Origin of the sequence: Gordonia phthalatica (genome assembly GCF_001305675.1) — a bacterium.
Lineage (GTDB): Bacteria > Actinomycetota > Actinomycetes > Mycobacteriales > Mycobacteriaceae > Gordonia > Gordonia phthalatica.
Genome location: NZ_CP011853.1, coordinates 2,755,603 through 2,777,951, shown reverse-complemented (window position 1 = coordinate 2,777,951; position 22,349 = coordinate 2,755,603). Strand labels below are relative to the sequence as shown.

At 67.8% G+C, this 22,349-nt stretch carries 23 protein-coding genes and 2 tRNA genes; 11 read left to right on the top strand and 14 right to left on the bottom strand.

The window, feature by feature from the left end:
* Positions 1-265: 265 nt before the first annotated feature.
* The 6 genes from ACH46_RS13015 to aceE all read right to left on the bottom strand — a co-directional run bounded on the left by ACH46_RS13015 (position 266) and on the right by aceE (position 8,704).
* Positions 266-1,717 carry an acyl-CoA carboxylase subunit beta gene (locus ACH46_RS13015; protein ID WP_062393304.1) on the bottom strand — a complete coding sequence of 484 codons (1,452 nt, stop codon included), beginning with the start codon at positions 1,715-1,717 and terminating at the stop codon, positions 266-268.
* A gap of 31 nt (positions 1,718-1,748) precedes the next feature.
* Positions 1,749-3,014: a KasA/KasB family beta-ketoacyl-ACP synthase gene (locus ACH46_RS13010; protein WP_062393303.1), complete on the bottom strand. Its 1,266-nt coding sequence runs from the start codon at positions 3,012-3,014 to the stop codon at positions 1,749-1,751.
* Between the two features lie 2 nt (positions 3,015-3,016).
* Positions 3,017-3,319 (bottom strand): meromycolate extension acyl carrier protein AcpM, encoded by a 303-nt coding sequence (gene acpM, locus ACH46_RS13005; protein ID WP_062393302.1) that lies wholly within the window; start codon positions 3,317-3,319, stop codon positions 3,017-3,019.
* Positions 3,320-3,428: 109 nt separating this feature from the next.
* The gene (locus tag ACH46_RS13000) at positions 3,429-4,340 is read right to left on the bottom strand and encodes an ACP S-malonyltransferase (protein ID WP_062393301.1); all 912 of its coding nucleotides are present in this window, start codon (positions 4,338-4,340) and stop codon (positions 3,429-3,431) included.
* A 195-nt stretch (positions 4,341-4,535) separates the two neighbouring features.
* Positions 4,536-5,813 (bottom strand): PucR family transcriptional regulator, encoded by a 1,278-nt coding sequence (locus tag ACH46_RS12995; protein WP_062393300.1) that lies wholly within the window; start codon positions 5,811-5,813, stop codon positions 4,536-4,538.
* A gap of 104 nt (positions 5,814-5,917) precedes the next feature.
* Complete coding sequence (gene aceE, locus ACH46_RS12990; protein WP_062393299.1) at positions 5,918-8,704, bottom strand: pyruvate dehydrogenase (acetyl-transferring), homodimeric type; 2,787 nt, start codon at positions 8,702-8,704, stop codon at positions 5,918-5,920.
* 223 nt (positions 8,705-8,927) lie between these two features.
* Here aceE and ACH46_RS12985 point away from each other — a divergent pair, with 223 nt between their 5' ends.
* The 3 genes from ACH46_RS12985 (at position 8,928) to ACH46_RS12975 (ending at position 10,500) form a co-directional block, all read left to right on the top strand.
* The gene (locus tag ACH46_RS12985) at positions 8,928-9,449 is read left to right on the top strand and encodes a hypothetical protein (protein WP_062393298.1); all 522 of its coding nucleotides are present in this window, start codon (positions 8,928-8,930) and stop codon (positions 9,447-9,449) included.
* 203 nt (positions 9,450-9,652) lie between these two features.
* The gene (locus ACH46_RS12980) at positions 9,653-10,018 is read left to right on the top strand and encodes a DUF3052 domain-containing protein (protein ID WP_417935302.1); all 366 of its coding nucleotides are present in this window, start codon (positions 9,653-9,655) and stop codon (positions 10,016-10,018) included.
* Positions 10,018-10,500 (top strand): peroxiredoxin, encoded by a 483-nt coding sequence (locus ACH46_RS12975; protein WP_062393296.1) that lies wholly within the window; start codon positions 10,018-10,020, stop codon positions 10,498-10,500. Before ACH46_RS12980 ends, ACH46_RS12975 begins: the two co-directional genes overlap by 1 nt.
* An 82-nt stretch (positions 10,501-10,582) precedes the next feature.
* Here ACH46_RS12975 and ACH46_RS12970 read toward each other — a convergent pair whose 3' ends face one another.
* Positions 10,583-11,383 carry an SGNH/GDSL hydrolase family protein gene (locus ACH46_RS12970; RefSeq protein WP_226995617.1) on the bottom strand — a complete coding sequence of 267 codons (801 nt, stop codon included), beginning with the start codon at positions 11,381-11,383 and terminating at the stop codon, positions 10,583-10,585.
* Between the two features lie 160 nt (positions 11,384-11,543).
* The gene (locus tag ACH46_RS12965) at positions 11,544-12,356 is read right to left on the bottom strand and encodes a maleylpyruvate isomerase family mycothiol-dependent enzyme (RefSeq protein WP_226995616.1); all 813 of its coding nucleotides are present in this window, start codon (positions 12,354-12,356) and stop codon (positions 11,544-11,546) included.
* Positions 12,357-12,482: 126 nt separating this feature from the next.
* Between ACH46_RS12965 and ACH46_RS12960 the strand changes: the two genes are divergently transcribed.
* A tRNA-Val gene (locus ACH46_RS12960) sits at positions 12,483-12,554 on the top strand.
* Positions 12,555-12,595: 41 nt separating this feature from the next.
* Here ACH46_RS12960 and ACH46_RS12955 read toward each other — a convergent pair.
* Entirely contained in the window at positions 12,596-13,468 is an 873-nt protein-coding gene (locus tag ACH46_RS12955) for a MerR family transcriptional regulator (protein WP_162234641.1), read from the bottom strand.
* Positions 13,469-13,596: 128 nt separating this feature from the next.
* Here ACH46_RS12955 and ACH46_RS12950 point away from each other — a divergent pair, with 128 nt between their 5' ends.
* Complete coding sequence (locus tag ACH46_RS12950) at positions 13,597-14,136, top strand: Dps family protein (RefSeq protein WP_062393293.1); 540 nt, start codon at positions 13,597-13,599, stop codon at positions 14,134-14,136.
* A gap of 90 nt (positions 14,137-14,226) precedes the next feature.
* The gene (locus tag ACH46_RS12945) at positions 14,227-14,433 is read left to right on the top strand and encodes a CsbD family protein (RefSeq protein ID WP_062393292.1); all 207 of its coding nucleotides are present in this window, start codon (positions 14,227-14,229) and stop codon (positions 14,431-14,433) included.
* 158 nt (positions 14,434-14,591) lie between these two features.
* Here the strand turns inward: ACH46_RS12945 and ACH46_RS12940 are convergent.
* A tRNA-Cys gene (locus ACH46_RS12940) sits at positions 14,592-14,666 on the bottom strand.
* A gap of 58 nt (positions 14,667-14,724) precedes the next feature.
* Positions 14,725-15,534, bottom strand: coding sequence for a spermidine synthase (locus ACH46_RS12935; RefSeq protein ID WP_062393291.1), 810 nt, complete (start codon positions 15,532-15,534; stop codon positions 14,725-14,727).
* A 46-nt stretch (positions 15,535-15,580) separates the two neighbouring features.
* Here ACH46_RS12935 and ACH46_RS12930 point away from each other — a divergent pair, with 46 nt between their 5' ends.
* Entirely contained in the window at positions 15,581-16,516 is a 936-nt protein-coding gene (locus ACH46_RS12930) for a cobalamin biosynthesis protein (RefSeq protein ID WP_062393290.1), read from the top strand.
* Here the strand turns inward: ACH46_RS12930 and ACH46_RS12925 are convergent.
* The 3 genes from ACH46_RS12925 to ACH46_RS12915 are packed head-to-tail and all read right to left on the bottom strand — an operon-like array spanning position 16,482 to position 18,655.
* Positions 16,482-17,417, bottom strand: a complete 936-nt coding sequence (locus ACH46_RS12925) for an SURF1 family cytochrome oxidase biogenesis protein (protein WP_062393289.1) — start codon at positions 17,415-17,417, stop codon at positions 16,482-16,484. The two genes, ACH46_RS12930 and ACH46_RS12925, sit on opposite strands and share 35 nt — an antisense overlap.
* A 34-nt stretch (positions 17,418-17,451) precedes the next feature.
* The gene (locus tag ACH46_RS12920; RefSeq protein ID WP_062393288.1) at positions 17,452-17,940 is read right to left on the bottom strand and encodes a low molecular weight protein-tyrosine-phosphatase; all 489 of its coding nucleotides are present in this window, start codon (positions 17,938-17,940) and stop codon (positions 17,452-17,454) included.
* Complete coding sequence (locus ACH46_RS12915; RefSeq protein WP_062395394.1) at positions 17,933-18,655, bottom strand: HAD hydrolase-like protein; 723 nt, start codon at positions 18,653-18,655, stop codon at positions 17,933-17,935. Before ACH46_RS12915 ends, ACH46_RS12920 begins: the two co-directional genes overlap by 8 nt.
* A gap of 22 nt (positions 18,656-18,677) precedes the next feature.
* Here ACH46_RS12915 and cobC point away from each other — a divergent pair, with 22 nt between their 5' ends.
* The 4 genes from cobC to ACH46_RS12895 are packed head-to-tail and all read left to right on the top strand — an operon-like array spanning position 18,678 to position 22,346.
* On the top strand, positions 18,678-19,808 hold the full coding sequence (gene cobC, locus ACH46_RS12910) for an Rv2231c family pyridoxal phosphate-dependent protein CobC (RefSeq protein WP_062393287.1): 1,131 nt from the start codon (positions 18,678-18,680) through the stop codon (positions 19,806-19,808).
* Positions 19,805-20,935 carry a Nif3-like dinuclear metal center hexameric protein gene (locus ACH46_RS12905; protein ID WP_062393286.1) on the top strand — a complete coding sequence of 377 codons (1,131 nt, stop codon included), beginning with the start codon at positions 19,805-19,807 and terminating at the stop codon, positions 20,933-20,935. The genes cobC and ACH46_RS12905 overlap by 4 nt, the downstream gene beginning before the upstream one ends.
* Positions 20,935-21,693 carry a zinc ribbon domain-containing protein gene (locus tag ACH46_RS12900; RefSeq protein ID WP_062393285.1) on the top strand — a complete coding sequence of 253 codons (759 nt, stop codon included), beginning with the start codon at positions 20,935-20,937 and terminating at the stop codon, positions 21,691-21,693. Before ACH46_RS12905 ends, ACH46_RS12900 begins: the two co-directional genes overlap by 1 nt.
* Positions 21,690-22,346, top strand: coding sequence for a histidine phosphatase family protein (locus ACH46_RS12895; RefSeq protein ID WP_062393284.1), 657 nt, complete (start codon positions 21,690-21,692; stop codon positions 22,344-22,346). Before ACH46_RS12900 ends, ACH46_RS12895 begins: the two co-directional genes overlap by 4 nt.
* The last annotated feature ends 3 nt before the right edge of the window (positions 22,347-22,349 follow it).

The window sequence follows — 22,349 nt, the reverse complement described above, 5'->3', positions numbered from 1 at the left end:
AACGGAAGCAAGCGAATCGCGGAGACAGCTGCGCGAAGCGCAACGCAACGAGAGTGCGAGACGAGGTGGTGGTGGCGGGAGTTTCGCGGAGTCCTCCGCAGTGACGAGGCGCTAGCCGAGGAGCGAGGACTACCGAGGCGGAACTCCCGCCACCACCACCGGCCGACCCGAACCCAACGACGCACGACCCGCGACACGAGGACACAAAAACTCCCCGGGACCCACAAGGGATCCCGGGGAGGGAAGAACAGAACGACTCAAAGAGTCACAGCGGAATGTTCTTGTGCCGCCCTCGCCGTGCCGGCGCCGACGCCAGTGCTTCGGCGATGGTGCTGCGGGTCTTGGCGGGGTCGATGATCTCGTCGACGACGCCAATCGACTGGGCGCGGCCGACGCCGCCCGCGATCTGCTCGTGCTCGATCGCCAGGCGCTCGTGGAGTGCTTCGCGCTCCTCTTCGGGGGCTGCGGCGAGCGTCTTCTTGTGCAGGATGCCGACGGCGGCCTTGGCGCCCATGACGGCGACCTCGGAGCCGGGCCACGCGTAGACGGCGGTGGCGCCGAGGGCGCGCGAGTTCATGGCGATGTAGGCGCCGCCGTAGATCTTGCGGGTGACCAGGGTGACGCGGGGGACGGAGCACTCGGCGAACGCGTGGAGCAGCTTGGCTCCGCGGCGCACGACGCCGTTCCACTCCTGGCCGACGCCGGGGAGGTAGCCGGGGACGTCGGTGACGACGACGATCGGCACGCCGAAGGCGTCGCAGAGGCGGACGAAGCGGGAGGCCTTCTCAGCGGCCTCGGAGTTCAGGCAGCCGCCCATGCGGAGCGGGTTGTTGGCGACGACGCCGACGCTGCGGCCGGAGAGGCGTCCGAAGCCGACGGTGATGTTCGGGGCCCACTTGGCCTGGAACTCCTCGAAGGTGGAGATCTCGGTGGTGCCGTCGGCAGCGAGCTGGGTGTCGAGCAGGGCTTCGACGATCGGGTGGACGTCGTAGGCGCGGCGGTTCGACTCCGGCATGAGGGCGCGGAGGTCGACGTCGCCGGCCTCGGCCTTCTCGCGGCTGAAGTGTCCCTGCTGGGAGAAGGTGCCGACCAGGCGGCGGGCACGCCAGTAGGCGTCGCCCTCCGAGGTGGCGGTGATGTGGCTGACGCCGGAGCGCTTGCCGTGGGTCAGGGGGCCGCCGAGCGACTCCATGTCGACCTGCTCGCCGGTGACGCTCTTGACCACGTCGGGACCGGTCACGAAGACGCGGCCTTCCGGGGCCATGATGACGACGTCGGTCAGTGCCGGGCCGTACGCTGCGCCGCCGGCGGCGAAGCCGACCACGACGGAGATCTGCGGAATGTAGCCGGATGCGCGCACCATGGCCTCGAACACGCCCCCCACGGCGTGCAGGGCTTCGACGCCCTCGGCCAGGCGTGCGCCTCCGGAATGCCAGATGCCGACGACCGGGGTCTGCTCGGCGATGGCGGTGTCGATCGCGTTCACGATGTGAGCACAACCGACGATCCCCATGGCACCGCCCATCACGGTGCCGTCGGTGCAGTAGGAGACGGTGCGGACACCGTTGACTTCGCCGATTGCTGCGAGCACGCCCGACTTGTCGCGCGGGTGCAGCAGTTCGACGGTTCCGTCGTCGAAGAAGGTAGTCAACCGCAGCAACGGATCACGGGGATCGGTTGCTTCCTCTTGGCCGGGGATGGGTGCCAGTGTGGTCATCGGGTTCTCCTATGCGGTGGGGGTTGGGGGATCAGTATCGGCCGATTGCCAAGGCCACGTTGTGCCCGCCGAATCCGAAAGAATTGCTCAGGGCGTAGTCGATCTGACCGTGCCGTGCCTCGCCGTGCACGACGTCGATGTCGCCGCATGCCGGGTCGAGGTTCTCCAGGTTCAGCGTCGGCGGAATGACTGATTCCTCCACCGACTTGCAGGTGAGGACCGCTTCGAGGGCGCCGACGGCGCCGATCGAATGGCCCAGCGCCGACTTCGGCGCGTAGATGGCGGCGTGGTTGCCCACGGCTGCCAGGATGCCCTCCGATTCGGCGGTGTCGCCGATCGGAGTCGCCGTCGCGTGTGCGTTGACGTGCGTGATGTCGGCCTTGGTGAGGCCGGCGGTCTGGATCGCACGAGCCATCGCCCGCGCATTGCCCTGACCCGAGGGGTCCGGAGCCACCAGGTGGAAGCCGTCCGACGTGATGCCAGCACCGAGGACGCGGGCGTGGATGTGAGCACCGCGCGCCTTGGCGTGGTCCTCGCGCTCCAGGATGAGCATGGCTGCCGCCTCGCCGAACACGAAGCCGTCACGGTCCTTGTCGAACGGACGCGATGCGGCTGCGGGATCGTCGTTGCGGGTGCTCATTGCGCGCATCATCGAGAACGCGGCGATCGGCACGGCGTCGATGTGTCCTTCGACGCCGCCGCACACCACCATGTCGGCGTCACCGAAGACGATGTGCCGCCAGGCGTGGGCGATGGCTTCTGCACCGGACGAGCACGCCGAGACGGGGGTGATGACACCGGCGCGAGCGCCGACGTTCAGTCCCGCGACAGCGGCCGGTCCGTTGGGCATCGTCATCGAGACGGCCAGCGGCGACACCTTGCGGTAGTTGCCGGTGGTCTTGATGGCGTTGTCGGCGTCGATCATCGCGTCGGCGCCGCCCATGCCGGTGCCGAGCACCACGGCGAGACGGTCCTTGTCGACCTCCGGCTCACCGGCCTGCGCCCAGAGGCGCTTGCTCATGACATGGGAGACACGCTCGACGTAGGCCATGCGACGGGCCTCGACGCGAGTGACCTCCGTGGTGGGATCCTCGACGAGCTTGCCGCCGATGCGGACGGGAAGGTTGTACTTCTCGACGTAGTCGTCGGTGAGCTCGCGGATTCCGGACTTGCCGGCCACGAGATTCTCCCAGGTCGAGTCGAGATCGACGCCCAGGGACGTGGTGGCGACCATGGAGGTCACCACCACGCTGGGGAAGTCCCCACCGCGAGTGGAAAAGTCGCGCAGTTCCGCCATGCTTAGGCCTTGTCGCCCTCGACCTGGGCTGCGATGGCAGCGGCGGCCTCGGGGTTCTCCGACTCGAGCTTCTGGATGTAGGCGACGGCGTCGCCGACGGTGCGGAGTGCGGCGAGGTCCTCATCGGGGATCTTCACGCCGTACTTGTCTTCGGTCTGGACTGCGATCTCGACCATCGACAGCGAGTCGATGTCCAGGTCGTCGATGAACGACTTCTCCAGCGTCACCTCTGACGGCTCGATGCCGGTGACCTCTTCGACGATCTCGGCGATGCCTGCAACGAGCTGTTCCTGAGTGGCGGCCACGGTGTGGCTCCCTTCGTTGTATCTGTGTACTGCTTTCACGGTTTCCGGATCAGCGTGGGCTGAGTGGACGGACCTTGTGGGTCTTCCGGGGGTCGGGTGCTGCCGACCGCTATCCAAGTTCGGGGAGGTCCTCCAGATCGCCGGGGACCTTGACGGCGCGCGCGGGCACGCCCTTCATCTCGCGCTTCGCGATGCCGACGAGGGTGCCGCCGGGTGCGAGCTCGATGATGCCGGTGGCCTCCGATTCGCGGAGGGTCTCGGAGCAGAGGTCCCAGCGCACGGGGCTGGTGACCTGCATGACGAGGCGCTTGATGGTCTCGACGCCGGAGATCACGGTCTTGCCGTCGGCGTTGGAGAGCAGTGCGCGGTTGGGGTCGGCCGGATCGATCTGGGCGGCCGCCTCGGCGAAGGCGTCCTGGGCGGGCGCCATGTAGCGGGTGTGGAAGGCGCCTGCGACGGCGAGCTGCCGGGTGCGGGCCTTCTCGGGCGGGTTGGCGATGAGTTCCTCGATCGCGGAGACCGCGCCTGCGGCGACGATCTGGCCCTTGGCGTTGCGGTTGGCGGGTACCAGGTCGAGGCTGCTGAGGTGCGCGAGCACCACGTCCTCGTCGCCGCCGAGGACGGCGGCCATGGTGGTGGCCTCGAGGGAACAGGCCTTCGCCATCTCGGCGCCGCGGACGCCCGCGAGCATCATGGCCTCGTCGAAGGTGATGACACCGGCGATGGCGGCGGCTGCGACCTCACCGATGGAGTGGCCGGCGATGACGGTGTCGGCGGGCAGTTCTCCGTGACGCTTGCGGATCTCGTCGAAGGAGAGGAGCGCGCCCGCGACGACGAGCGGCTGGGTGACGGCGGTGTCGGTGATCTCCTCGGCGGTGGCCGTGGTTCCGAGACGCTCCAGGTCGAGCCCGGTGATGTCGGACCATGTGGCGACACGGTCGCGCGCCCCGGGCAGCTCCAGCCATTCGGCGAGCATTCCGGGTTTCTGAGAGCCCTGACCGGGCGCAAGCAACGAAAGCACGTGACTAGAGAACACCTTTTCGGGGTCTCGTAGTGGTGTTGTCGCGTACTAACCTTCGCGACGATATTTGTAGGGTTCCTACAAAAGTGATGTGGAGGGTGTTCGCATCGTCATCGGGTTGAGATGCGTTACCGAAACGATATGAAATTTCCGCTAGCTGGGGGAACGCGGCTCAACGGTAGTGAAATCTGTGACTCAAGGTGCTGGATGAGTCATTCCTTGATGGTTCTGTGGCAGTCGGCTGATGGTCAGCGCGACACGCAGAACGAACGCGTCGCGAGGGTTAGATGCGTCACGCCCGGTGATGTCGATCACTTTTTTTAGGCGATATCGCACAGTATTTGGATGGATGTACAGTTCGCGGGCACAAGTTTCGACCTGCCCGCCGCTGTCCAGATACGCCTCGACGGTGTTGACGAGGGTTTCGGACTTGCTCAGCGGGTCGGTGATCGTCTCGGCCATTGTCTCGATCGCGGACAGATCGCCGTTCAGTGCGCGTTCGGGGAGGAGGTCGCCGCTGTAGGTGGGGCGCGGGGCGTTGGGCCACCCGGCGACGGCGCGCATGCCCGCCATCGCCTCGACGGCGCTCGCGTGTGCGGCGGCCAGATTGGGCATGGTTGGACCGATCACGACGGGCCCATCGGCGAACTGGTCGAGCAGGTCGGCGAGGAACCGGTCGGTCATCCGAAGCGGACCCTCGACGATCGCGACCAGAGTGCTGCCCTGCACCACGGAGAGTGCGGCACGGTCATACTGCTTGGCGGTGTTGTGGATCGACAACGCCACCGAGACGTTCTGCTCCGGGGGCGGTGATCCGACGATGACGGTGGCCGTCGCGTCGGTGGCCCAGTTCAAGGCGGCGGCGCGGGAGAGCAGCTGCGGCCCCTCGTCGCCGCGGACGACGGCGTCGACCACCAGGGCCTCCATGCGGGAGTCCCACGCGCCGCGCGACTCGGCGGCCGACGCGTAGATCGCGGCCGCCGCGAAGCCGATCTCGCGGCCGTAGCGGAGAACCGATTCGGTGAGGGCGCGCAGCTGGGCGTCGTTGCGGGCCAGCAGCGGCAGCCACTTCTCGAAGAACTCCATCGCGACGCGGACCATCTCCACCGTCTGCAGCAGCGATATCCGGCGCGCCAGGTCTTGAGGAACCACTTGGAACGCCTGGACGGTGAACTTGACGTTGCCCTCGGGGTCTTGGATCCACTCGACGAAGTTCACGACGGCGGTCTGGACGACCAGTTGGACGCTGGCGCGCTGCGCGGCGTCCAGGTCGGAGAAGTAGGGGAGCTGCTCGGACATCGAGTGGATGGCCTCGGTTGCGAGACGACCGCTGTACTGCTTCACCCGCCGCAGAAGGGTCTCGGGGAGCGCGTCGTACACCGTTGCCGGCGCCGGGACGTGGGCACCACGATCTCCGAAGACGTCGGTGGCACGCGTGGTCTTCAGGCGGGGATCGGGTTCTACGTCGGACACCGTTTCAATGTAGCCCGTGCGGTGGGCACCACCTCGTAGCGAAGGCCGCACAGAGGAGAAGGACGCCGACGGCGGCCGTCGGCGTCCTTCTCATCGGTGACGGATCAGGCCTGAGCCTCCGCGATCTGTTCGGGCGTCGCGGTGACGTCGTCGATCTGATACTTCTTGGCCGCGGTGGCGGCGACGGTGCGGTCGATCTTGCCGTCGCGTGCCAGTGCGACGAGAACGCCGACGGCGATCGACTCGGCGTCGATGTTGAAGAATCGACGCGCGGCCTCGCGGGTGTCGGAGAATCCGAAGCCGTCGGTGCCGAGCGTCAGGTAGGTGCCGGGCACGTAGGCGCGGACCTGCTCCTGGACGCCCCGCATGAAGTCCGAGACACCGACGAACGGTCCCTGTGCGTACCGCAGGACCTCCGTCAGGTACGGGCTGGTGGAGGTGCCGGGGCTCCGCAGCTCGGCGCGGTCGGCGGCGATGCCGTCGCGGGCGAGTTCGGACCACGAGGTCACCGAGTACACGTCGGCCGCCACGTCCCAGTCCTGCGCGAGGAGTTCTTGCGCACGGAGGGCGTCGTTCATCGTGATGCCCGAGACCAGGATGTTCGCGAAGTGGCTCTTCGGGGCCGGAGCCTTGTGCGACAGGTAGATGCCCTTGAGCAGACCCGCCACGTCGAGGTTCTCGGGCTCCTTCGGCTGCGAGATCGGCTCGTTGTACACGGTGATGTAGTAGTACACGTTCTCGGCGTCGGGTCCGTACATGCGCTGGAGGCCGTCGACGACGATGTGCGACAGCTCGTACGCGAACGCCGGATCGTACGAGATGACGCCCGGGTTGGTCGCCGCGAGCAGCGGCGAGTGGCCGTCGGCGTGCTGCAGGCCCTCACCGGTCAGGGTGGTGCGGCCCGCCGTGGCACCGATGACGAAGCCCCGGGTCATCTGGTCGGCCGCCGCCCACAGACCGTCGCCGGTCCGCTGGAAGCCGAACATCGAGTAGAAGATGTACAGCGGGATCATCGGCTCGTTGTGCGTGGCGTACGAGGTGCCGACGGCCGTGAAGCAGGCGGTGGAGCCCGCCTCGTTGATGCCCTCGTGCAGGATCCGGCCGTTCTCGGCCTCCTTGTAGGCGAGCATCAACTCGGCGTCGACCGATGTGTAGTTCTGACCGTGCGGGTTGTAGATCTTCAGGGTCGGGAACCACGAGTCCATGCCGAACGTGCGTGCTTCGTCCGGGATGATCGGGACGATCCGCTTGCCGATCTCCTTGTCGCGCAGCAGTTCCTTGAAGATGCGGACCAGGGCCATGGTGGTCGCGACCTGCTGATTGCCCGAGCCTGCGGCCACCGCCTTCAGTGCGGGCGCCGGATCGGCCTTCAGCGGCTTCGGGGCGATCTTACGACTGGGGAGGAAGCCGCCGAGCTCGGCGCGACGCTCCTTCATGTACTTGATCTCCGGGGAATCCGGTCCGGGGTGGTAGTACGGCGGGAGGTAGGGGTTCTCCTCGAGCGTCGCGTCAGTGATCGGCAGATGCGAGGTGTCGCGGAAGGCCTTGAGGTCGGCGAGCGTCATCTTCTTCATCTGGTGGGTCGCGTTGCGGCCCTCGAAGTGCTTGCCGAGGGTGTAGCCCTTGATGGTCTTCGCGAGGATGACCGTGGGCTGCCCCTTGTGCGCCATCGCCGCGGCGTAGGCGGCGTAGATCTTGCGGTAGTCGTGGCCGCCGCGCTTCAGGTTCCAGATGTCCTCGTCCGAGAGGTCGTTGACCAGTTCCTTGGTGCGGGCGTCGCGGCCGAAGAAGTGGTCGCGGATGAAGGCGCCGTCGTTGGCACGGTAGGTCTGGTAGTCGCCGTCGGTGGTCTTGTTCATCAGGTTCACCAGGGCGCCGTCGTTGTCCGCGTGGAGCAGGCTGTCCCACTCGCGGCCCCAGACCACCTTGATGACGTTCCAGCCGGCGCCGCGGAAGAACGACTCCAGCTCCTGGATGATCTTGCCGTTGCCGCGGACGGGGCCGTCGAGTCGCTGCAGGTTGCAGTTGATGACGAAGGTCAGATTGTCGAGGCCGTCGATGGCTGCGACATGTGCCAGGCCACGCGATTCCGGCTCGTCCATCTCGCCGTCGCCGAGGAACGCCCACACATGCTGATCGGAGGTGTCCTTGATGCCGTTGTGCGTCAGGTACTTGTTGAACCGCGCCTGGTAGATGGCGTTCATCGGACCGATGCCCATCGACACGGTCGGGAACTGCCAGAACTCGGGCATCAGACGGGGGTGCGGGTACGACGGGAGGCCGCCGCCGAGACCGGCGTGACTCTGCTCCTGACGGAAGCCGTCGAGGCGCTTCTCGTCGATGCGGCCCTCGAGGAAGGCGCGGGCGTAGATGCCGGGGGAGGCGTGACCCTGGATGAAGATCTGATCGCCGCCGCCGGGATGGTCCTGACCGCGGAAGAAGTAGTTGAAACCGACTTCGTACAGCGACGCCGACGACGCGTAGGTGGAGATGTGACCGCCGACCCCGACACCGGGTCGCTGGGCGCGGTGCACCATGATCGCGGCGTTCCAGCGGATCATCGCTCGGTAGCGGCGTTCCAGGTCCTCGTCGCCGGGGAAGGCCGGTTCCAACTCCGTGGGGATGGTGTTCACGTAGTCGGTGTTCGTCAACGCGGGAATCCCGACGCGCTTGTCCTCGGCGCGTTCCAGGATGCGCAGCATCAGGTAGCGAGCGCGCTCGGGGCCCGCATCGGCGAGCATCGCGTCGAAGGATTCAAGCCACTCATCGGTCTCCGTCGGATCATTGTCGACGAGGTACGACGCGACGCCGTCCCGAATGACCTGAACGCGGCTGCCGCTCGATGCCGACGTTCCGCCGGACTGTTCGGAGCCGACGATCTGATCAGTCACTGTCTGCCACCTATCTTGAGTCGACGGCGCGATGGGCTGCCGCAGACTCACAAGTCGGGGCCGCCGGGGTGAGGCGGCCGGAATATGTCGTGAACGATGATTACGACCTTCCCTCTATCGTGCCGCAATTCACTGGCTTTGGTAATAGATGTGTCGAGTCACATGTTCTACTGTGCGGTAGCCTTCTGCTGAGCATTAATCGATCGGTGTGAAGGGGTGCGAGGTGGGCCGAACGGCTCGGGCCGTCTGGTCCGCGATCGCCGCGGTGAGCGTCCTCTTCACTGCCGCGTGCGGCGGGGGCGACGCAGTGGACACGCCGACGTCCGTCGGAGACACGGTGACGACGACGGTTCTCCGCGAGGGTGCCTCGGAGGCGGAGAAGGTGGCGGTCATCCGGCTGTGCCAGCAGGTGATCACCTCGGCCGGCGTGATGGTCCGCGACTACAACACATTCATCAAGCGACTCAACAAGGTTCAGGACTACAAGGCGATCGGGTCCGAGGACCAGTGGGCGATCGAGACGCTCAACACCGGCGCTGAACTGGTGCGCAAGGCGGTCGCGCCGGACGTGCCGAGCGACGTCGACGACGAGGTCCAGCGTTTCGTCACCAGTTCCGAGCGGCTCGCCGAACAGATTCAGGGTAAGCGTCGGGATGCGTTGAACCGAGTCTCCAAGGACTGGAGCAAGGACCGAACGACGCTGCTCGACACGTGTTCGGAGTACCTTCCCGCAGGCGGGAATTGAGTGTTCGGTGGACGACCGAATGTGGACGAGTAGCCGTTAGACCCTGTGCGCGACGGCACTTTGCCTTTACGCTGTCTCTATGTCGCGTCTTCCGGCGCGGCTTGGCATGCGCATACGCGCAGCCGATCGACTCGAACGGGAGGACGTAAGCGGTGGTAACCGCCCCAGAAGGCAGGGCATTCAAGCTCGGTTTCACCAACGGCATGGTGGTGCAGGAGATCGGGTGGGACGAGGACACCGACGACTCGCTTCGCATCGAGATCGAAGACGCGATCGACGCCGAGATGCTCGACGAGGACGCGGTCGACGTCATGGATGCGGTCGTGCTGTGGTGGCGCGACGACGACGGTGATCTGGTCGACGCACTGATGGACGCGATCGGACCGTTGGCGGAGGGCGGATTCATCTGGGTCCTGTCGCCGAAGACCGGTCGTGCAGGTTATGTGGATCCCAGCGAGATCGCCGAGGCCGCACCGACGACGGGCCTCACGCAGACCTCGGTCGTCTCACTCGGCGACTGGTCGGGTTCGCGACTGGTGACTCCGAAGGCACGCGCAGGAAAGCGCTGATGCCCGCGCAGTCCGTCGCGGCGCCCGTCGAAGTCGGTTCCCGCGCACCGGATTTCGAACTCCGCGATCAGAACAATCAAATCGTCAGCCTGGCCGGCCTCACCGGTCGCCACGTGCTCATCGTGTTCTTCCCCCTCGCCTTCACCGGCACCTGCGAGGGCGAGTTGGGCTATCTGCGCGACAATCTGCCGCGCTTCGACAACGACGACGTCACCGTCGTCGCCGTCTCGGTAGGCCCACCGCCGACCCACAAGGTCTGGTCGGCGGCGCAGGGCTTCCTGTTCCCGATCCTCTCGGACTTCTGGCCGCACGGCGCCGTCGCGCAGGCCTACGGCGTCTTCGACGAGCAGCGGGGTTACCCGAACCGTGGGACCTTCGTCGTCGGACCCGACGGCACCGTCAAGTTCTCCGCGATGGTCGGACCGGGCGAGAAGCGCGGCGACGACACCTGGACCGCGGCGTTGGCCGCAGTCGAGGACTGACGACGATCGACGCGTGAGCGGCTCTGACCACTGGTTGGAGTCGTTCTCACTCGTTCGCTGTGTCGGCCCTCCGAGAACTCGGTCAGTGCTGCGGAAACTTCGTGGCGAGGCCGAGCGCGAAGAGGCGGTTGCGCTGGATCATCGCGTCCTCGGTGTAGTGGACGCCGTCGACATACCAGGACGGCTTGGGGTAGCGGGCGAAGTCGAAGACGCGCAGGTTCGGGTAGCGTGCGGTCGCGCGCTTGAGCTCGGCGTTGAACGACCGCATGTAACGGGTGTCGTACACCCCGGTCGTGTCGGTCATCACGGTCGGCCAGAGCACGGGCCGACCCGGAAGCTCCCGCATCACCATGTCGATGCGTCGGCGGGCGCTGATCGTGCTGCCGTGGCCGATCCGTGCGGCGTCGTTGGCGCCGAGGGCGATCAACCAGCAGCCGTCGTGACCGAGGGCGCGTTCCTGCCGGATCGCATCCAGTCCGCTCGGTTCGTCGCCGATGCGCTCGACGACCGCCCGACCGTTCATGGCGTTCAGGTAGACGTTCTGGACCCCGATCCGGTGGTACTGCTCGGTGGTCCGGTCCGTCGGGCTGCCTACGCGGAGTGAGTTGTCGAGGCCGACCGAGGTCGAGTCGCCGATCTGGATCACGGTGCGGCACAGAGTCTTCTGGTTCGCGCGCGGCAGGTTGCGGCTGCCGGGCCCTTCGGGGTGAGTCAGCACCCAAAGATACGAGGGGAGATCGAAGCTGGTGTTGGAGACGCCGCGCTGCGTGAGATTCTGGACGACTATTCGAGAGAGAGCGTCCAGCGTGCCGGCGACGTCGGTCTTCGCCGATGCGGTGGGTGCGCAGACGCCGGCCGACGCGAGGGCGGCGGCAGCAGCCACGGCCGTCACCGCCGCGCGGAACCGCCGCTGACGACGGGGGCGACGAACTGCCGTCCTGGTCCCACCAGCCTCAATAGTCACAAAACCCATTGGAGCGGATCGGCCGGACGACTGCAATGCAGGGGTTGTATCTACTCGATCACAATCGAGTGCCCTCGGGTCAGATGGTGTAGTGCAGATTCGTGAGGACGGCGCTTCCGAGATCGCGGTCGCCGTCGACGGTCACCCGGGAGATGTCGGCGGCAGACCTGCCGCCGACGAGGCGAGCGAGGTCGGCACCGTCGAGAGTGAGCGTGACGTCGGCCGCTCCATCGATCGACGGCACGAGCGCCGCGCGTTCATCCGTGGCGATGTAGAGCGTCAGCGGTGCGACGCCGGTGATGTCGAACGCGACGGTGCTGCCCTTCGGGGCGCGGGCGCGCTTGCCGACGACGAACGGGAGTGTCGCAGCGATCTCGCGGAGGGCCCACAGTGCGGGGACGGTCTGCTCCGGACCGCCGAGTCCCACGGCGTCGCGGATGTCGACCTCGTGCATCCAGCAGTCGAAGACGCGGATGCGCATGAATCGGCCGTACGACTCGGGACCGACCGGCGTGCCGGTCTCGGCGTCCCACTGACCCTCGGTCATGCCCCACATCGCCTTGTTGCGTTCGGCGGTCACCGCGGCGAAGTCGGTCATCAGCTCGTCGCGGGAGCGGTGGCGGTAGTGGTCGATCCAGTGCTCGTTGAGTTCACCGATCGGGTTCTTCACGTGCTCGATGGTGGTCGGGTCGATCGTCGAATCGGGGGTGCGGCCCGCCAGCATCGCTTCGGTGCCGAGGACGTGCGCGACCACATCGCCGACCTGCCAGCCGGGCAGGCCCGACGGCGCCGTCCACTGCTCGTCGGTCAAGGAGGTCGCGAGGTCGGCGATCGCCGTCCACTGGGCTTCGAGGGCGTCGATCATCGGTTCCTGGGGAACGAACGTCGTCACAGGATGGGTCCTTTCCGGCGATGGGGTCCTCCACAACGCTAGTCCGATGACGCGAGACGAATCCGGGTTTGGGCGGAGGCCCGCGAACCGATATCTTGGGTGGGCCGAGCCACATGCTCGGCGCACGCGCGTATAGCTCAGCGGTAGAGCTCTGGTCTTACACACCAGCGGTCAGGGGTTCGAATCCCTTTGCGCGCACAGAATCCGGCCTCGGTCGGTGGGCGGTCGTCCGGTCGCAGTCACACCCACCCGTTCACTGAGGCTGCTTGGACGATGACCTCGGCCGCCGAGGTCATCGACAGCGGCAGCGCGATCGTGGACGACGTCCGTGCCGCGTACGCGCCCCCGACATAGAAGGCTGGGACCCCGGCCGCGTGCAGAGCGTCTCGAGTGGCGTCGACCTGGGCGACGTCGTCGAGCATGGTCGCCACAGTGACCACGATGCGCGGGGCCCACTCGGCGGCGAGACGGGACCAGCTCTCCAGTGGGATGTCGGCGCCCGCGTACAGAACGTCGAGGCCGCGCCGCCGCAGGCACACCGAGAAGGCAAGCGCCGGGATCTCGTGGTGGCAGTGCGGTGGAAGGCCGACGACGACCCGGGGCCTACCGGACGGTGCCGCGTCGAACAGCGAGCCGAGTCTGCGCATGACGGCGGCGGCCACGAAGTGCTCGGCGGCCACCGACAACTGGCCCTTCTGCCAGGCGATACCGACCGCGTTCAGGCTCGGGAGCAACCAGTGCTCGATGACGTCCTCCGGGGCGCCTGCCGAGAACGCCTCGTCGAGGATCGCGGTGAGTGCCGAATCGTCGAAGTAGTGACCGGCCCGAATCAGGGCGTCGTGCACGCCCGGTACGACGGTCGAGGACGCGTAGCCTGCGAACGGTCTGCTCGCAGCGACGATGCCGGCAGCTCGGTTCGGGGGCACGCCGGATTCGACGAGGGCTCTCATGTGTCGGAGGCGGTCTACGTCGCTTGCCGTGTACGAGCGGTAGCCCGACGACTCGGAACGGATCGGCGTCACGATGCCGTACCGCTGCTCCCAGGCGCGCAGCGTGGTCGTCGGGATGCCCACAGTTCGGGCCACCTGCCCGATGCGCAATCCAGCAGTCACGTCATCACCTCCCAGGGGAAAGTACCCTGTCGTCACAAACATTAGACAAATAGAGGGTCTTGTGTAAGGTTTGAGAAGTCGGGGCACACGCTCCGCCCCGCATGAGAGCAGAAGGAGTTGACGGTTAGATGACCACATTCAGCGTTCCCGGACTCAGTGCGAGCGACACCGAAACGGTCGTCGCGATCCTCCAGAAGCGACTGTCCGCGTACAACGACTTGCACCTGACCCTGAAGCACATTCATTGGAATGTGGTGGGGCGGTCGTTCATCGCGGTACACGAGATGATCGACCCGCAGGTCGAACTGGTCCGCGGCTACGCGGACGAGATCGCGGAGCGCATCGCGGCGATGGGAGCCTCGCCTCGAGGACGAGTCGGCGACGTGGTCGCCGATCGGGACTGGGACGATTACGCGCTGCTTCGGGACACCACCAACGCGCATCTCGCCGCCCTCAACAAGGTCTACGACGGGGTGATCGCGAGCAACCGCGGAGCGATCGCCGCACTCGGCGAGATCGATCCCGTCTCCGAGGACCTGCTTATCGGTGAGACCGGCGAGCTGGAGAAGTTCCAGTGGTTCGTCCGCGCCCATCTCGAGGATGAAGACGGCTCCATCGCAGGTCAGCGGGAGTCGACCGAGAAGGCTGCGGCCGCCCAGGCACGCTGAGTCGCTTCGGCTCCCGGGGGAGTCGAGAGACCCGCCCACTACGAGCAACTGCTCGACATTCGAGAATCGTTGAACGAAAGGACCGACATCATGGGTGCTCAGGACAAGTTCGAGAACAAGGCCGAGGAACTGAAGGGTCGAGCCAAGGAGAGCGCGGGCGCTGCCTTCGGCGATGAGGATCTGAAGAACGAGGGCAAGGCGGATCAGGCTTCCTCCGCGGTGCACAAGGGCATCGAGAAGGTCAAGGACAAGGCGAACGAGATCGCCGAGAAGCTGGTCGGCGACGAAGACAAGTAGTCGGCGACGGCACGGAGTCGGCGACTACATCCAGATCGTGGGGCGGCGGGTTTCGAACCCGCCGCCTCGCGGCGTTCTTCTGCTCAGCGGCGTGGCGGAGCGATGTCAGTCTTCGGGCCGGTTCGCGACGACCACGGTGTGGGTGAGTCGCGATGGCGTGGAGCGGATGGCAGGATTCGAACCCGCGTCGGACGGTTTTGCAGACCGTTGCCTTGCCGCTCAGCCACACCCGCAGGACTCGTACTCTGCCGTGGGACGGGAACTGTGACCAGGATTACGGCCACGCTGGGTTCAATTCGCGTCGCGGAGCACCGGACCCGACCCGAAAGCGCGGGCGGCGGCGTCGGCCATCAGTCGGGCGGGCTCGGGATCGGAGCGGAGTCGTCGTTCCAGGTCTGCGGAGTCGGGGAGCGGTCCGTCGGAGGCGACGACGACGATGTTACCGCTGCGCCGCCCCTTGAACATCGACGGATCGGCGATGAGTTCGATGTTCGCGAAGACCGAGGCGACGGTCGCGACCTCGCTGCGGACCGAGAGGAGGTTGCGGCGATCACCGCAGTTCGCGATGTACAGGCCGCCCGGGGCGAGGACGCGTCGGACCGCTTCGGTGAACTCGACGGTCTTCAGGTGTTCCGGGGTGAGGCTCTCGGCGAAGGCGTCGCGGATCACCACGTCGCGCGTCTCGGGCGTCAGACTCTCGACGACCTCGCGGGCGTCGCCCACCCGGATCCGGAGGCGCGGCGCGCGGGGGAGGTCGAACCACTCGCGGGCCAGGCGGGCGAGCTCGGCGTCGATCTCGACGGCGACGTGCCGCGACTCGGGATAGGCGTTGGCGAGGTACCGGGGCAGCGCGCAGGCGGCGGCCCCGAGGTGCAGGACGCGCAATCGCGTCGACCGGTCGGCCCACTGATCTTCGACGGCGGCGACGGCCTGCCGCATGTACTCGAAGTCGAGGAGATCGGGGCGATCGGGCGCGATGTGACTGCTCTGCACGCCGTTGACCGACAGCAGCCAGCCGCCCTCGCGGTCGGAGGCGAGTTCGGCGGTGCCGGTGGAGATCTCGAAGGAGCCGGCTTCTGGTTCGGGACGTGCGGTGGCCATCGGAGCCGATCTTAATCGGGCGGGCCGCCGTCGATACGATCAGCGGATGCGGAGCAGAAGGTCGGAAGCCGTCGGACTGGCTGCGGGAGCGGTCGCGGACGCGGTGTTCGCCGACCCTCAGCGAGGGCATCCCGTGGCGGTGTTCGGCAGCGCCGTCGCCGCGTCGGAGCGGCGGGTCTATGCGGATGCGCGCGGTGCGGGCGCGGCCTTCGCGGCGGGCTGGATCGGCGTGGCGGCCGCGGTGGGCGCGGTGCTGCGACGGGGCGGTGCGGTGGGCACGGCGGCGGCCACGTTCGCGGCGCTCGGCGGGACGTCACTGTGCCGGGTCGGCGAGGACATCGCCGACGCCCTCGACGCCGGTGATGTGGAGGAGGCTCGGCGGCTCGTCTCCGGGCTGGTCGCGCGCGACCCGAACCTGCTCGACGAAGCGGGCATCTGTCGAGCGGCCGTCGAGTCGATCGCCGAGAACACGTCGGACGCCGCGATCGGCCCGTTGGTCTTCGGAGCTGTCGCCGGTCCGACCGGGGTGCTCGCCTACCGCGCGGTCAACACGCTCGATGCGATGGTCGGGTACCGCTCGGATCGCTACCGGAACTTCGGGTGGGCGGCCGCGCGGATCGACGACGCCGCGAACCTGGTTCCGGCGCGGGTGACGGCATTGGCCGTAGCCGCGGTGGCCGGGCGACCGCGCGCCGTCCGGGAGGCCGTGCGCCGGGACGCGGGGAAGCATCCGAGCCCCAACGCGGGCGTTGTGGAAGCGGCGTTCGCGGGTGCCCTCGATATCGAACTCGGTGGGCGGACGGTGTACGCGTACGGCGTCGAGGAACGACCGCGCCTCGGCACGGGGCGGGCGCCGACCGCATCGGATCTGCGGGCGGCCGTCCGACTGTCGCGGCGGGTGCAGATGCTCACGGCGGCGAGTGCCGTCGCCGCGCGGTGGGCGCTCGCTACTTCCCGTAGCGCTGCGCCAACTTGTCCTTGACGTCGCCGGAGCCGCCGGACGCGCCGCCGCCGATTTCGGCAGTCTCCTTGGCGCTGAGGTCGTTGCCGGAGGCGATGCCCGCACCGCGGAGTTGATTGCGGATCCGGTCGCGGTCCTTCACGGGCGGCTCGGGGGCGACGCCGGCCTCCTCGGCCAGTTCCTTCTTGCGGCGTCGCGCCTTGACCTCGGAGTAGATGAAGTACGCGGCGCCGAGCGGCACCATGACGCCGAACGCCAGCCACTGCAGGCCGTAGGAGAGGTACGGGCCGGACTCGAGCTGCGGCAGTTCGATCTCGCCGAGCGACCCCGTCTGGCCGGGGGAGAGCTGCAGGTAGAAGCCCTCGCTCGGATGGCCGGTGACGGGGCCGAGCGTGCGGGTGTCGATCGTGTACGCGGTCTGCACGCCGTTCTCGACCCGCGGGCCCTTGCCCGGACTCGTGGACTCGGTCTTGCGGAGTCGACCGGTCACGGTGACGACGTTCGTCGGCGTCGGGGCGATGTCGACCTTGTTGCCGTCGCCGGGCCGCACGTAACCGCGGTTGATGAAGACGACCCGATTGGAGTCTGCGACGGCGAACGGGGTCACGACCTCCACCGATGGGCGTTCGCCCGCACTGCGGAGCCGGATCAGGACCTGCTCACCGTCCAGGAACCGGCCGGTGACGGTGACCTCGCGCCATTCGGTGTCGGTGTCGAAGGCACGGCCGGGAGGGGCGAGCTCGTCGATCGGGACGGGGGCGGTGGTCTCGGCGCTGCGAATCAGATCGTTGCGGTGCTCGGTGTCGGTGTTCTTGCCGAGCTGCCAGGGCGCGAGGATGACGAAGCACGCCGCTGCGAAGGCGACCACGAACACGCCGAGCAGCAGCCAGCCCGGGCGCAGAAAGGTCTTGAGCACACGCACGCCTCCAGGTTACTGACTGCGCGGCGTCGACCGGTCAGGCGCGGTCGGCGAGGGTCGCGTGCACCCACGCCAGAAGGCCGGGAACTGCGGCTTCGATCTGTTCGCGGACGAGTGTGAAGTCGGCCTGACCCCCGTAGAACGGGTCGGGGACGTCGGTGCCGTCGGCGTTCGGGTCGAAGCTGCGGAGCAGGCGGACCCGGTCGCCGAGGCGTTTGCGCTCCAATTCGGCGACGTGTCCGGTGTCGGCGGCGACAAGCAGGTCGGCCGAGAGATGGTCGGGCGTCAGCTGAGCGGCGACGTGCCGATCTGAGTAGCCGTGCGCCAGCAGCTCGGTGCGTGCTCGATTGTCGGCGGGTTCTCCGACGTGCCAGCCGCCGGTCCCGGCACTGGTGACGCGAACCCGGTCCGACAGCCCGGCGTCGTCGATCGCGGAGGCGAAGATGGACTCCGCCATCGGCGATCGGCAGATATTGCCCGAGCAGACGAAGCAGACGTGCAGCTTGCGGGGCGAGTTGTCAGACACCGAGCTCCTCACGCAATCGCTGGACCGAGTCGACGATCCATTCGGCTTGTGCAGTGCCCATCCCGGCCGCTCCTGCTGCGCCAGGTACCTGCGCCTGAGCGGTCTCGAGCTCACCGGGAAGTGCGTACCCCCACCTCACGCCGATCGTCGGAATGCCATGGGCTGCGGCGCCCTCGACGTCGTGCGAGCGGTCTCCGATCATCACGGCCTGCGATGGGTTCACCGTCGACTGTAGTACCCCGAGCGCATGAGCGATGACGTCTGCTTTTGTCGGGCGTGTGCCGTCGTCTCCGGCGCCCGCGACGACTGCGAAGTACCGGGTCAAACCGAAATTATCGACGATCCGCCGCGCGATCGCCTCGTCCTTACTCGTGGTGATCGCCATGGTCCGGCCAGAAAGTGCGAGGTCCGCGAGGAGATCGGCCATGCCGTCGAAGACCCGGTTCTCCAGCCAGCCGACACTCAGGTACCGCTCCCGGTAGGCGGCGATCGCAGCCGACACCTGATCGTCGGTGAGCCCGAACTGACGCATCGACACCCGCAGCGGCGGTCCGACGACCCCGCGCAGGGCCTCGGCCGACGGAGGTTCCACGCCGATCTCGGTGAAGGCGTGGACGTACGACCGGGTGATGCCGTCGTAGCTGTCGGTGATGGTGCCGTCGAGGTCGAACAGCAGCGCGGTGGTGGGGTCGAGGGCGAGGCTCACGCGATTCATCGTGCACGTAGTGTTGACGAGCATGAAATCGAGCGCGGAGACCAGGGGATCGAGCGCTGCGAATCCGCGGTCGGAATCGGGTGACCTCTTCGATCCGGACCGGCATGGCGACGAGGATGCGGAACTCGGGCTCCGAGATTTTGCGGTCAACGTCCGGCCAGGTCCTCCGAGCTTCCTGACGCGGGCGCTGACCGAACGGATCGGCGACCTGGCGGCCTATCCGAGCGCCGCCGATACGACCGCCGCGACGCGATCGGCGGCCCGACTGCACGGCCGGGACGACTCGGAAGTCCTCCTGCTGGGCGGAGCCGCCGAAGGGTTCGAACTGCTCGCGAGACTTCGGCCCCGGCACGTCGCACTGATCCAACCGTCGTTCACCGAACCCGAACGTGTGCTGCGTGCGACCGGGGCGCGCATCACGCAGGTGGTGCTCGCCGCGCCGTGGCGTCTGGGCGACGCGGCGATCCCGGACGACGCCGACCTCGTGGTGGTGGGGAATCCCACCAATCCGACGTCGGTCCTGCACACGCGCGCCGAGATCGACCGGCTGCGGCGGCCGGGGCGGACGGTGGTGATCGACGAGGCGTTCGCCGACGTCACCCTGGATGCGGTGACGGCGGCCGACGAGCCGCAGTCGATGGCGTCGGTGAGTGCACCGGATCTGGTCGTCATCCGGTCGGTGACCAAGACGTTCGCGCTCGCGGGGTTGCGGGTGGGGTACCTGCTGGCCGCTCCGGCAGTCATCGAGCAACTGGTCCGCGGTCGGCGGCACTGGCCGCTGGGAACTCTCGCGCTCACCGCGCTGGCCGCGTGCGTGTCGGACGAAGGACGGTCGTATGCACAGCAGCAGGCGCGCCAGGTGGCGGCCGATCGCGAATACCTGGTTCGCAGGCTCGCCGATATTGGGGTGGAACCCGCGGTGCCGCCGGCCGCGTCGTACGTCCTGATCCGGGTGCCGGACGGTTTGGGCGTGAAGGCACGACTGCGGGCGCGGGGCTTCGGGATCCGCAGCTGTGCCAACTTCGTCGGGCTGGGATCGGACCACCTGCGGATCGCGGTGCGAACGCCGGATCTGACCGACGCCCTCGTCGAAGCGATGCAAGATGTGATGACCGGATCCAGTCAGCACCAGAAGGAGAGTGAGGGCCGATGAGCCCGCGCCTGCGCGAAGTGATCGACCACCTGGACGCCGCCTACCCGCCGCGGCTGGCGGAATCGTGGGACGCCGTCGGCCTGGTGTGCGGCGACCCCGACGAACCCGCGGAGAAGGTGCTCGTGTGCGTCGACGTGACCGATTCGGTCGTCGACCAGGCGCTCGCCGACGGCGCGCAGTTGATCGTCGCGCACCACCCGCTGTTGATGCGCGGCGCGACGACCGTCGCCGCGAACACCCCGAAGGGGCGGATCCTGCATCGGCTGATCCGTGCCGAGTGCGGCCTGTTCGCGGCGCACACCAACGCCGACAAGGCGCGCCGCGGCGTCTCCGATGCGCTCGCCGATGCGCTGGGCCTTCTCGACACCGTGCCGCTGGCGCCTGAACCCGTCGACGCCCTCGACAAATGGGTGGTGATGGTTCCGGAGGGCAATGCGGAGCAGGTCAGCGAGGCGATGTTCCAGGCGGGAGCCGGCAGCCTCGGCGACTACCGCAACTGCCAGTGGAGCGTCGTCGGGACCGGACAGTTCCTGCCGGTCGACGGCGCCGCGCCCGCGATCGGTGCGATCGGCGCGCTGACCCGCGTCGACGAACAGCGCATCGAGATGGTGGCACCGCACCGCATCCGCGAACCGGTGCTGGCCGCGCTGCGGGCCGCGCACCCGTACGAGGAACCGGCCTTCGACGTCTTCGAACAGGCCGGTGTGCACAGCGACATCGGCCTCGGCCGCGTCGGCCGCCTGCCGGAGCAGATGACCTTCGCCGAGTTCGTCGCCCACGCGGGTCGGGTGCTGCCGCGCGCGGAGTGGCCGATCCGTGGTGCCGGAGACCCGGCCGGGCGGATCGAGACGGTGGCGGTCTGCGGTGGTGCCGGGGACTCGCTGATCGGAGCGGCCACCGCCTCGGGCGCGGACGTGTACCTGACCGGCGATCTGCGCCACCACATCGTCGACGAATCACTGCGCGACGGCGCCCCGTCCCTCGTGGACGCCGGACACTGGGGCACGGAGTTCCCGTGGTGCGCGACCGTCGCCGATATCCTGACTGAGATCGGTTGCCGAGCAACCATTTTCCACGAACCGACCGACCCGTTCACCGTGGTCGCCGGACCGAAGGAGCGCCCCTGATGAAGGTTCCGAACGCACAGCAGCGACGTCTGCTCGACGTCGCAGACCTCGACGCCGCCATCGCCAAAGCCGGTCATGAGCGGCGGAATCTGCCCGAGGACGCCGAGCTGACGAAGCTCGCCGAACAGCTCGAGACGGTGCGCGACGACCGTGCGAAGGCCCAGGTCGCGGTCGACAACCTGCAGGCCGAGTACGACCGCGTCGACGCGGAACTGTCGGGCACGTCGAAGCAGCTCCGACACGATCAGGAGACGATCGACGCCGGCCTGGTGAGCCACAAGGTGCTCAGCGAACTGCAGCGCGAGGTGGACGGACTGAGTCGTCGGGCCGAGGTGCTGGAGACGGAGCTGCTCGAGGTGATGGAGCAGCAGGAAGCCACCGACTCTGAGGTGCAGCGCACCGAGGCGTCCCTGCTGCACCTCACCGAGCAGCAGTTGGAACTCACCACGAAGCGCGACGCCGCGGGCGTCGCCGTCGATCAGAGGGTCGAAGATCTGGAGGCTAAGCGCGCGGCGGCGGTCGGCGAGATCGACGATGCGCTGGTCGCGGTCTATGAGCGGCTGCGCGGCCAGGGGAAGGTCGGTGCCGGGCTGGTCCGGCAGCGTCGTTGCGGTGCGTGCCGGATGGAGATGGATCCGCGGACCCTGAGCCGCATCGCCACCACCGACGAGGACGAGGTGCTCTTCTGCGAGGAGTGCGGGGCCGTCATGGTGCGCACCGACCAATCGGGTCTGCCGAAGCCCGCGGCTGCGGAATGAGTGCCAAGGCGCCCAGCTGGCAGGGGCAGATGGCCGACCCGACGCGGATCGTGCTGCTGCGGCACGGGCAGACCGCTCTGTCGGTGGAGCGTCGCTACTCGGGGCGCGGTAACCCGGAGTTGACCGATCTGGGACACGAGCAGGCCGCTGCGGCTGCGCGACGGATCGCTGCGGGTGCGCTCGGGACCGTCGACGCGGTCGTCGCCTCGCCGCTTGCGCGCGCCACGGCCACCGCGGAGGCCGCCGCCGACGCGTTGGGGATGTCGGTGCGGCGCTTCGACGGCCTCATCGAGACCGACTTCGGCGAGTGGGAGGGCCTCACGTTTCGTGAAGCGTCTCAGCGGGACCCGGAGCTCCACCGCCGTTGGTTGCGCGACGTCGACGTGCCGCCGCCGGGCGGGGAGAGCTTCGCGCAGGTCGCCGAGCGGATCGTGCAGGCCCGAGCAGATCTCGTCACCGAGTTCGCCGGGCGGACCGTGCTCGCCGTCTCGCATGTCACGCCCATCAAGACGATGCTCCGCGACGCCCTGGGCGTGGGCCCCGAACTGCTGTTCCGGCTGCACCTGGACCTCGCGTCGATCTGCATCGTCGAGTACTACCCGGACGGCGGGTCGGTGGTCCGGCTGGTGAACGATACGGCGCATCTGCAGTAGCCA

What these genes read in the sequence shown, in the direction of transcription:
- ACH46_RS13015 (WP_062393304.1), bottom strand. Translation starts at nt 1,717, where the DNA reads ATGACCACACTGGCACCCATCCCCGGCCAAGAGGAAGCAACCGATCCC.
- ACH46_RS13010 (WP_062393303.1), bottom strand. Translation starts at nt 3,014, where the DNA reads ATGGCGGAACTGCGCGACTTTTCCACTCGCGGTGGGGACTTCCCCAGC.
- ACH46_RS12980 (WP_417935302.1), top strand. Translation starts at nt 9,653, where the DNA reads ATGGTGGTGCAGGAGATCGGGTGGGACGAGGACACCGACGACTCGCTT.
- ACH46_RS12975 (WP_062393296.1), top strand. Translation starts at nt 10,018, where the DNA reads ATGCCCGCGCAGTCCGTCGCGGCGCCCGTCGAAGTCGGTTCCCGCGCA.
- ACH46_RS12950 (WP_062393293.1), top strand. Translation starts at nt 13,597, where the DNA reads ATGACCACATTCAGCGTTCCCGGACTCAGTGCGAGCGACACCGAAACG.
- ACH46_RS12945 (WP_062393292.1), top strand. Translation starts at nt 14,227, where the DNA reads ATGGGTGCTCAGGACAAGTTCGAGAACAAGGCCGAGGAACTGAAGGGT.
- ACH46_RS12935 (WP_062393291.1), bottom strand. Translation starts at nt 15,534, where the DNA reads ATGGCCACCGCACGTCCCGAACCAGAAGCCGGCTCCTTCGAGATCTCC.
- ACH46_RS12930 (WP_062393290.1), top strand. Translation starts at nt 15,581, where the DNA reads ATGCGGAGCAGAAGGTCGGAAGCCGTCGGACTGGCTGCGGGAGCGGTC.
- ACH46_RS12915 (WP_062395394.1), bottom strand. Translation starts at nt 18,655, where the DNA reads ATGAATCGCGTGAGCCTCGCCCTCGACCCCACCACCGCGCTGCTGTTC.
- cobC (WP_062393287.1), top strand. Translation starts at nt 18,678, where the DNA reads ATGAAATCGAGCGCGGAGACCAGGGGATCGAGCGCTGCGAATCCGCGG.
- ACH46_RS12905 (WP_062393286.1), top strand. Translation starts at nt 19,805, where the DNA reads ATGAGCCCGCGCCTGCGCGAAGTGATCGACCACCTGGACGCCGCCTAC.
- ACH46_RS12900 (WP_062393285.1), top strand. Translation starts at nt 20,935, where the DNA reads ATGAAGGTTCCGAACGCACAGCAGCGACGTCTGCTCGACGTCGCAGAC.
- ACH46_RS12895 (WP_062393284.1), top strand. Translation starts at nt 21,690, where the DNA reads ATGAGTGCCAAGGCGCCCAGCTGGCAGGGGCAGATGGCCGACCCGACG.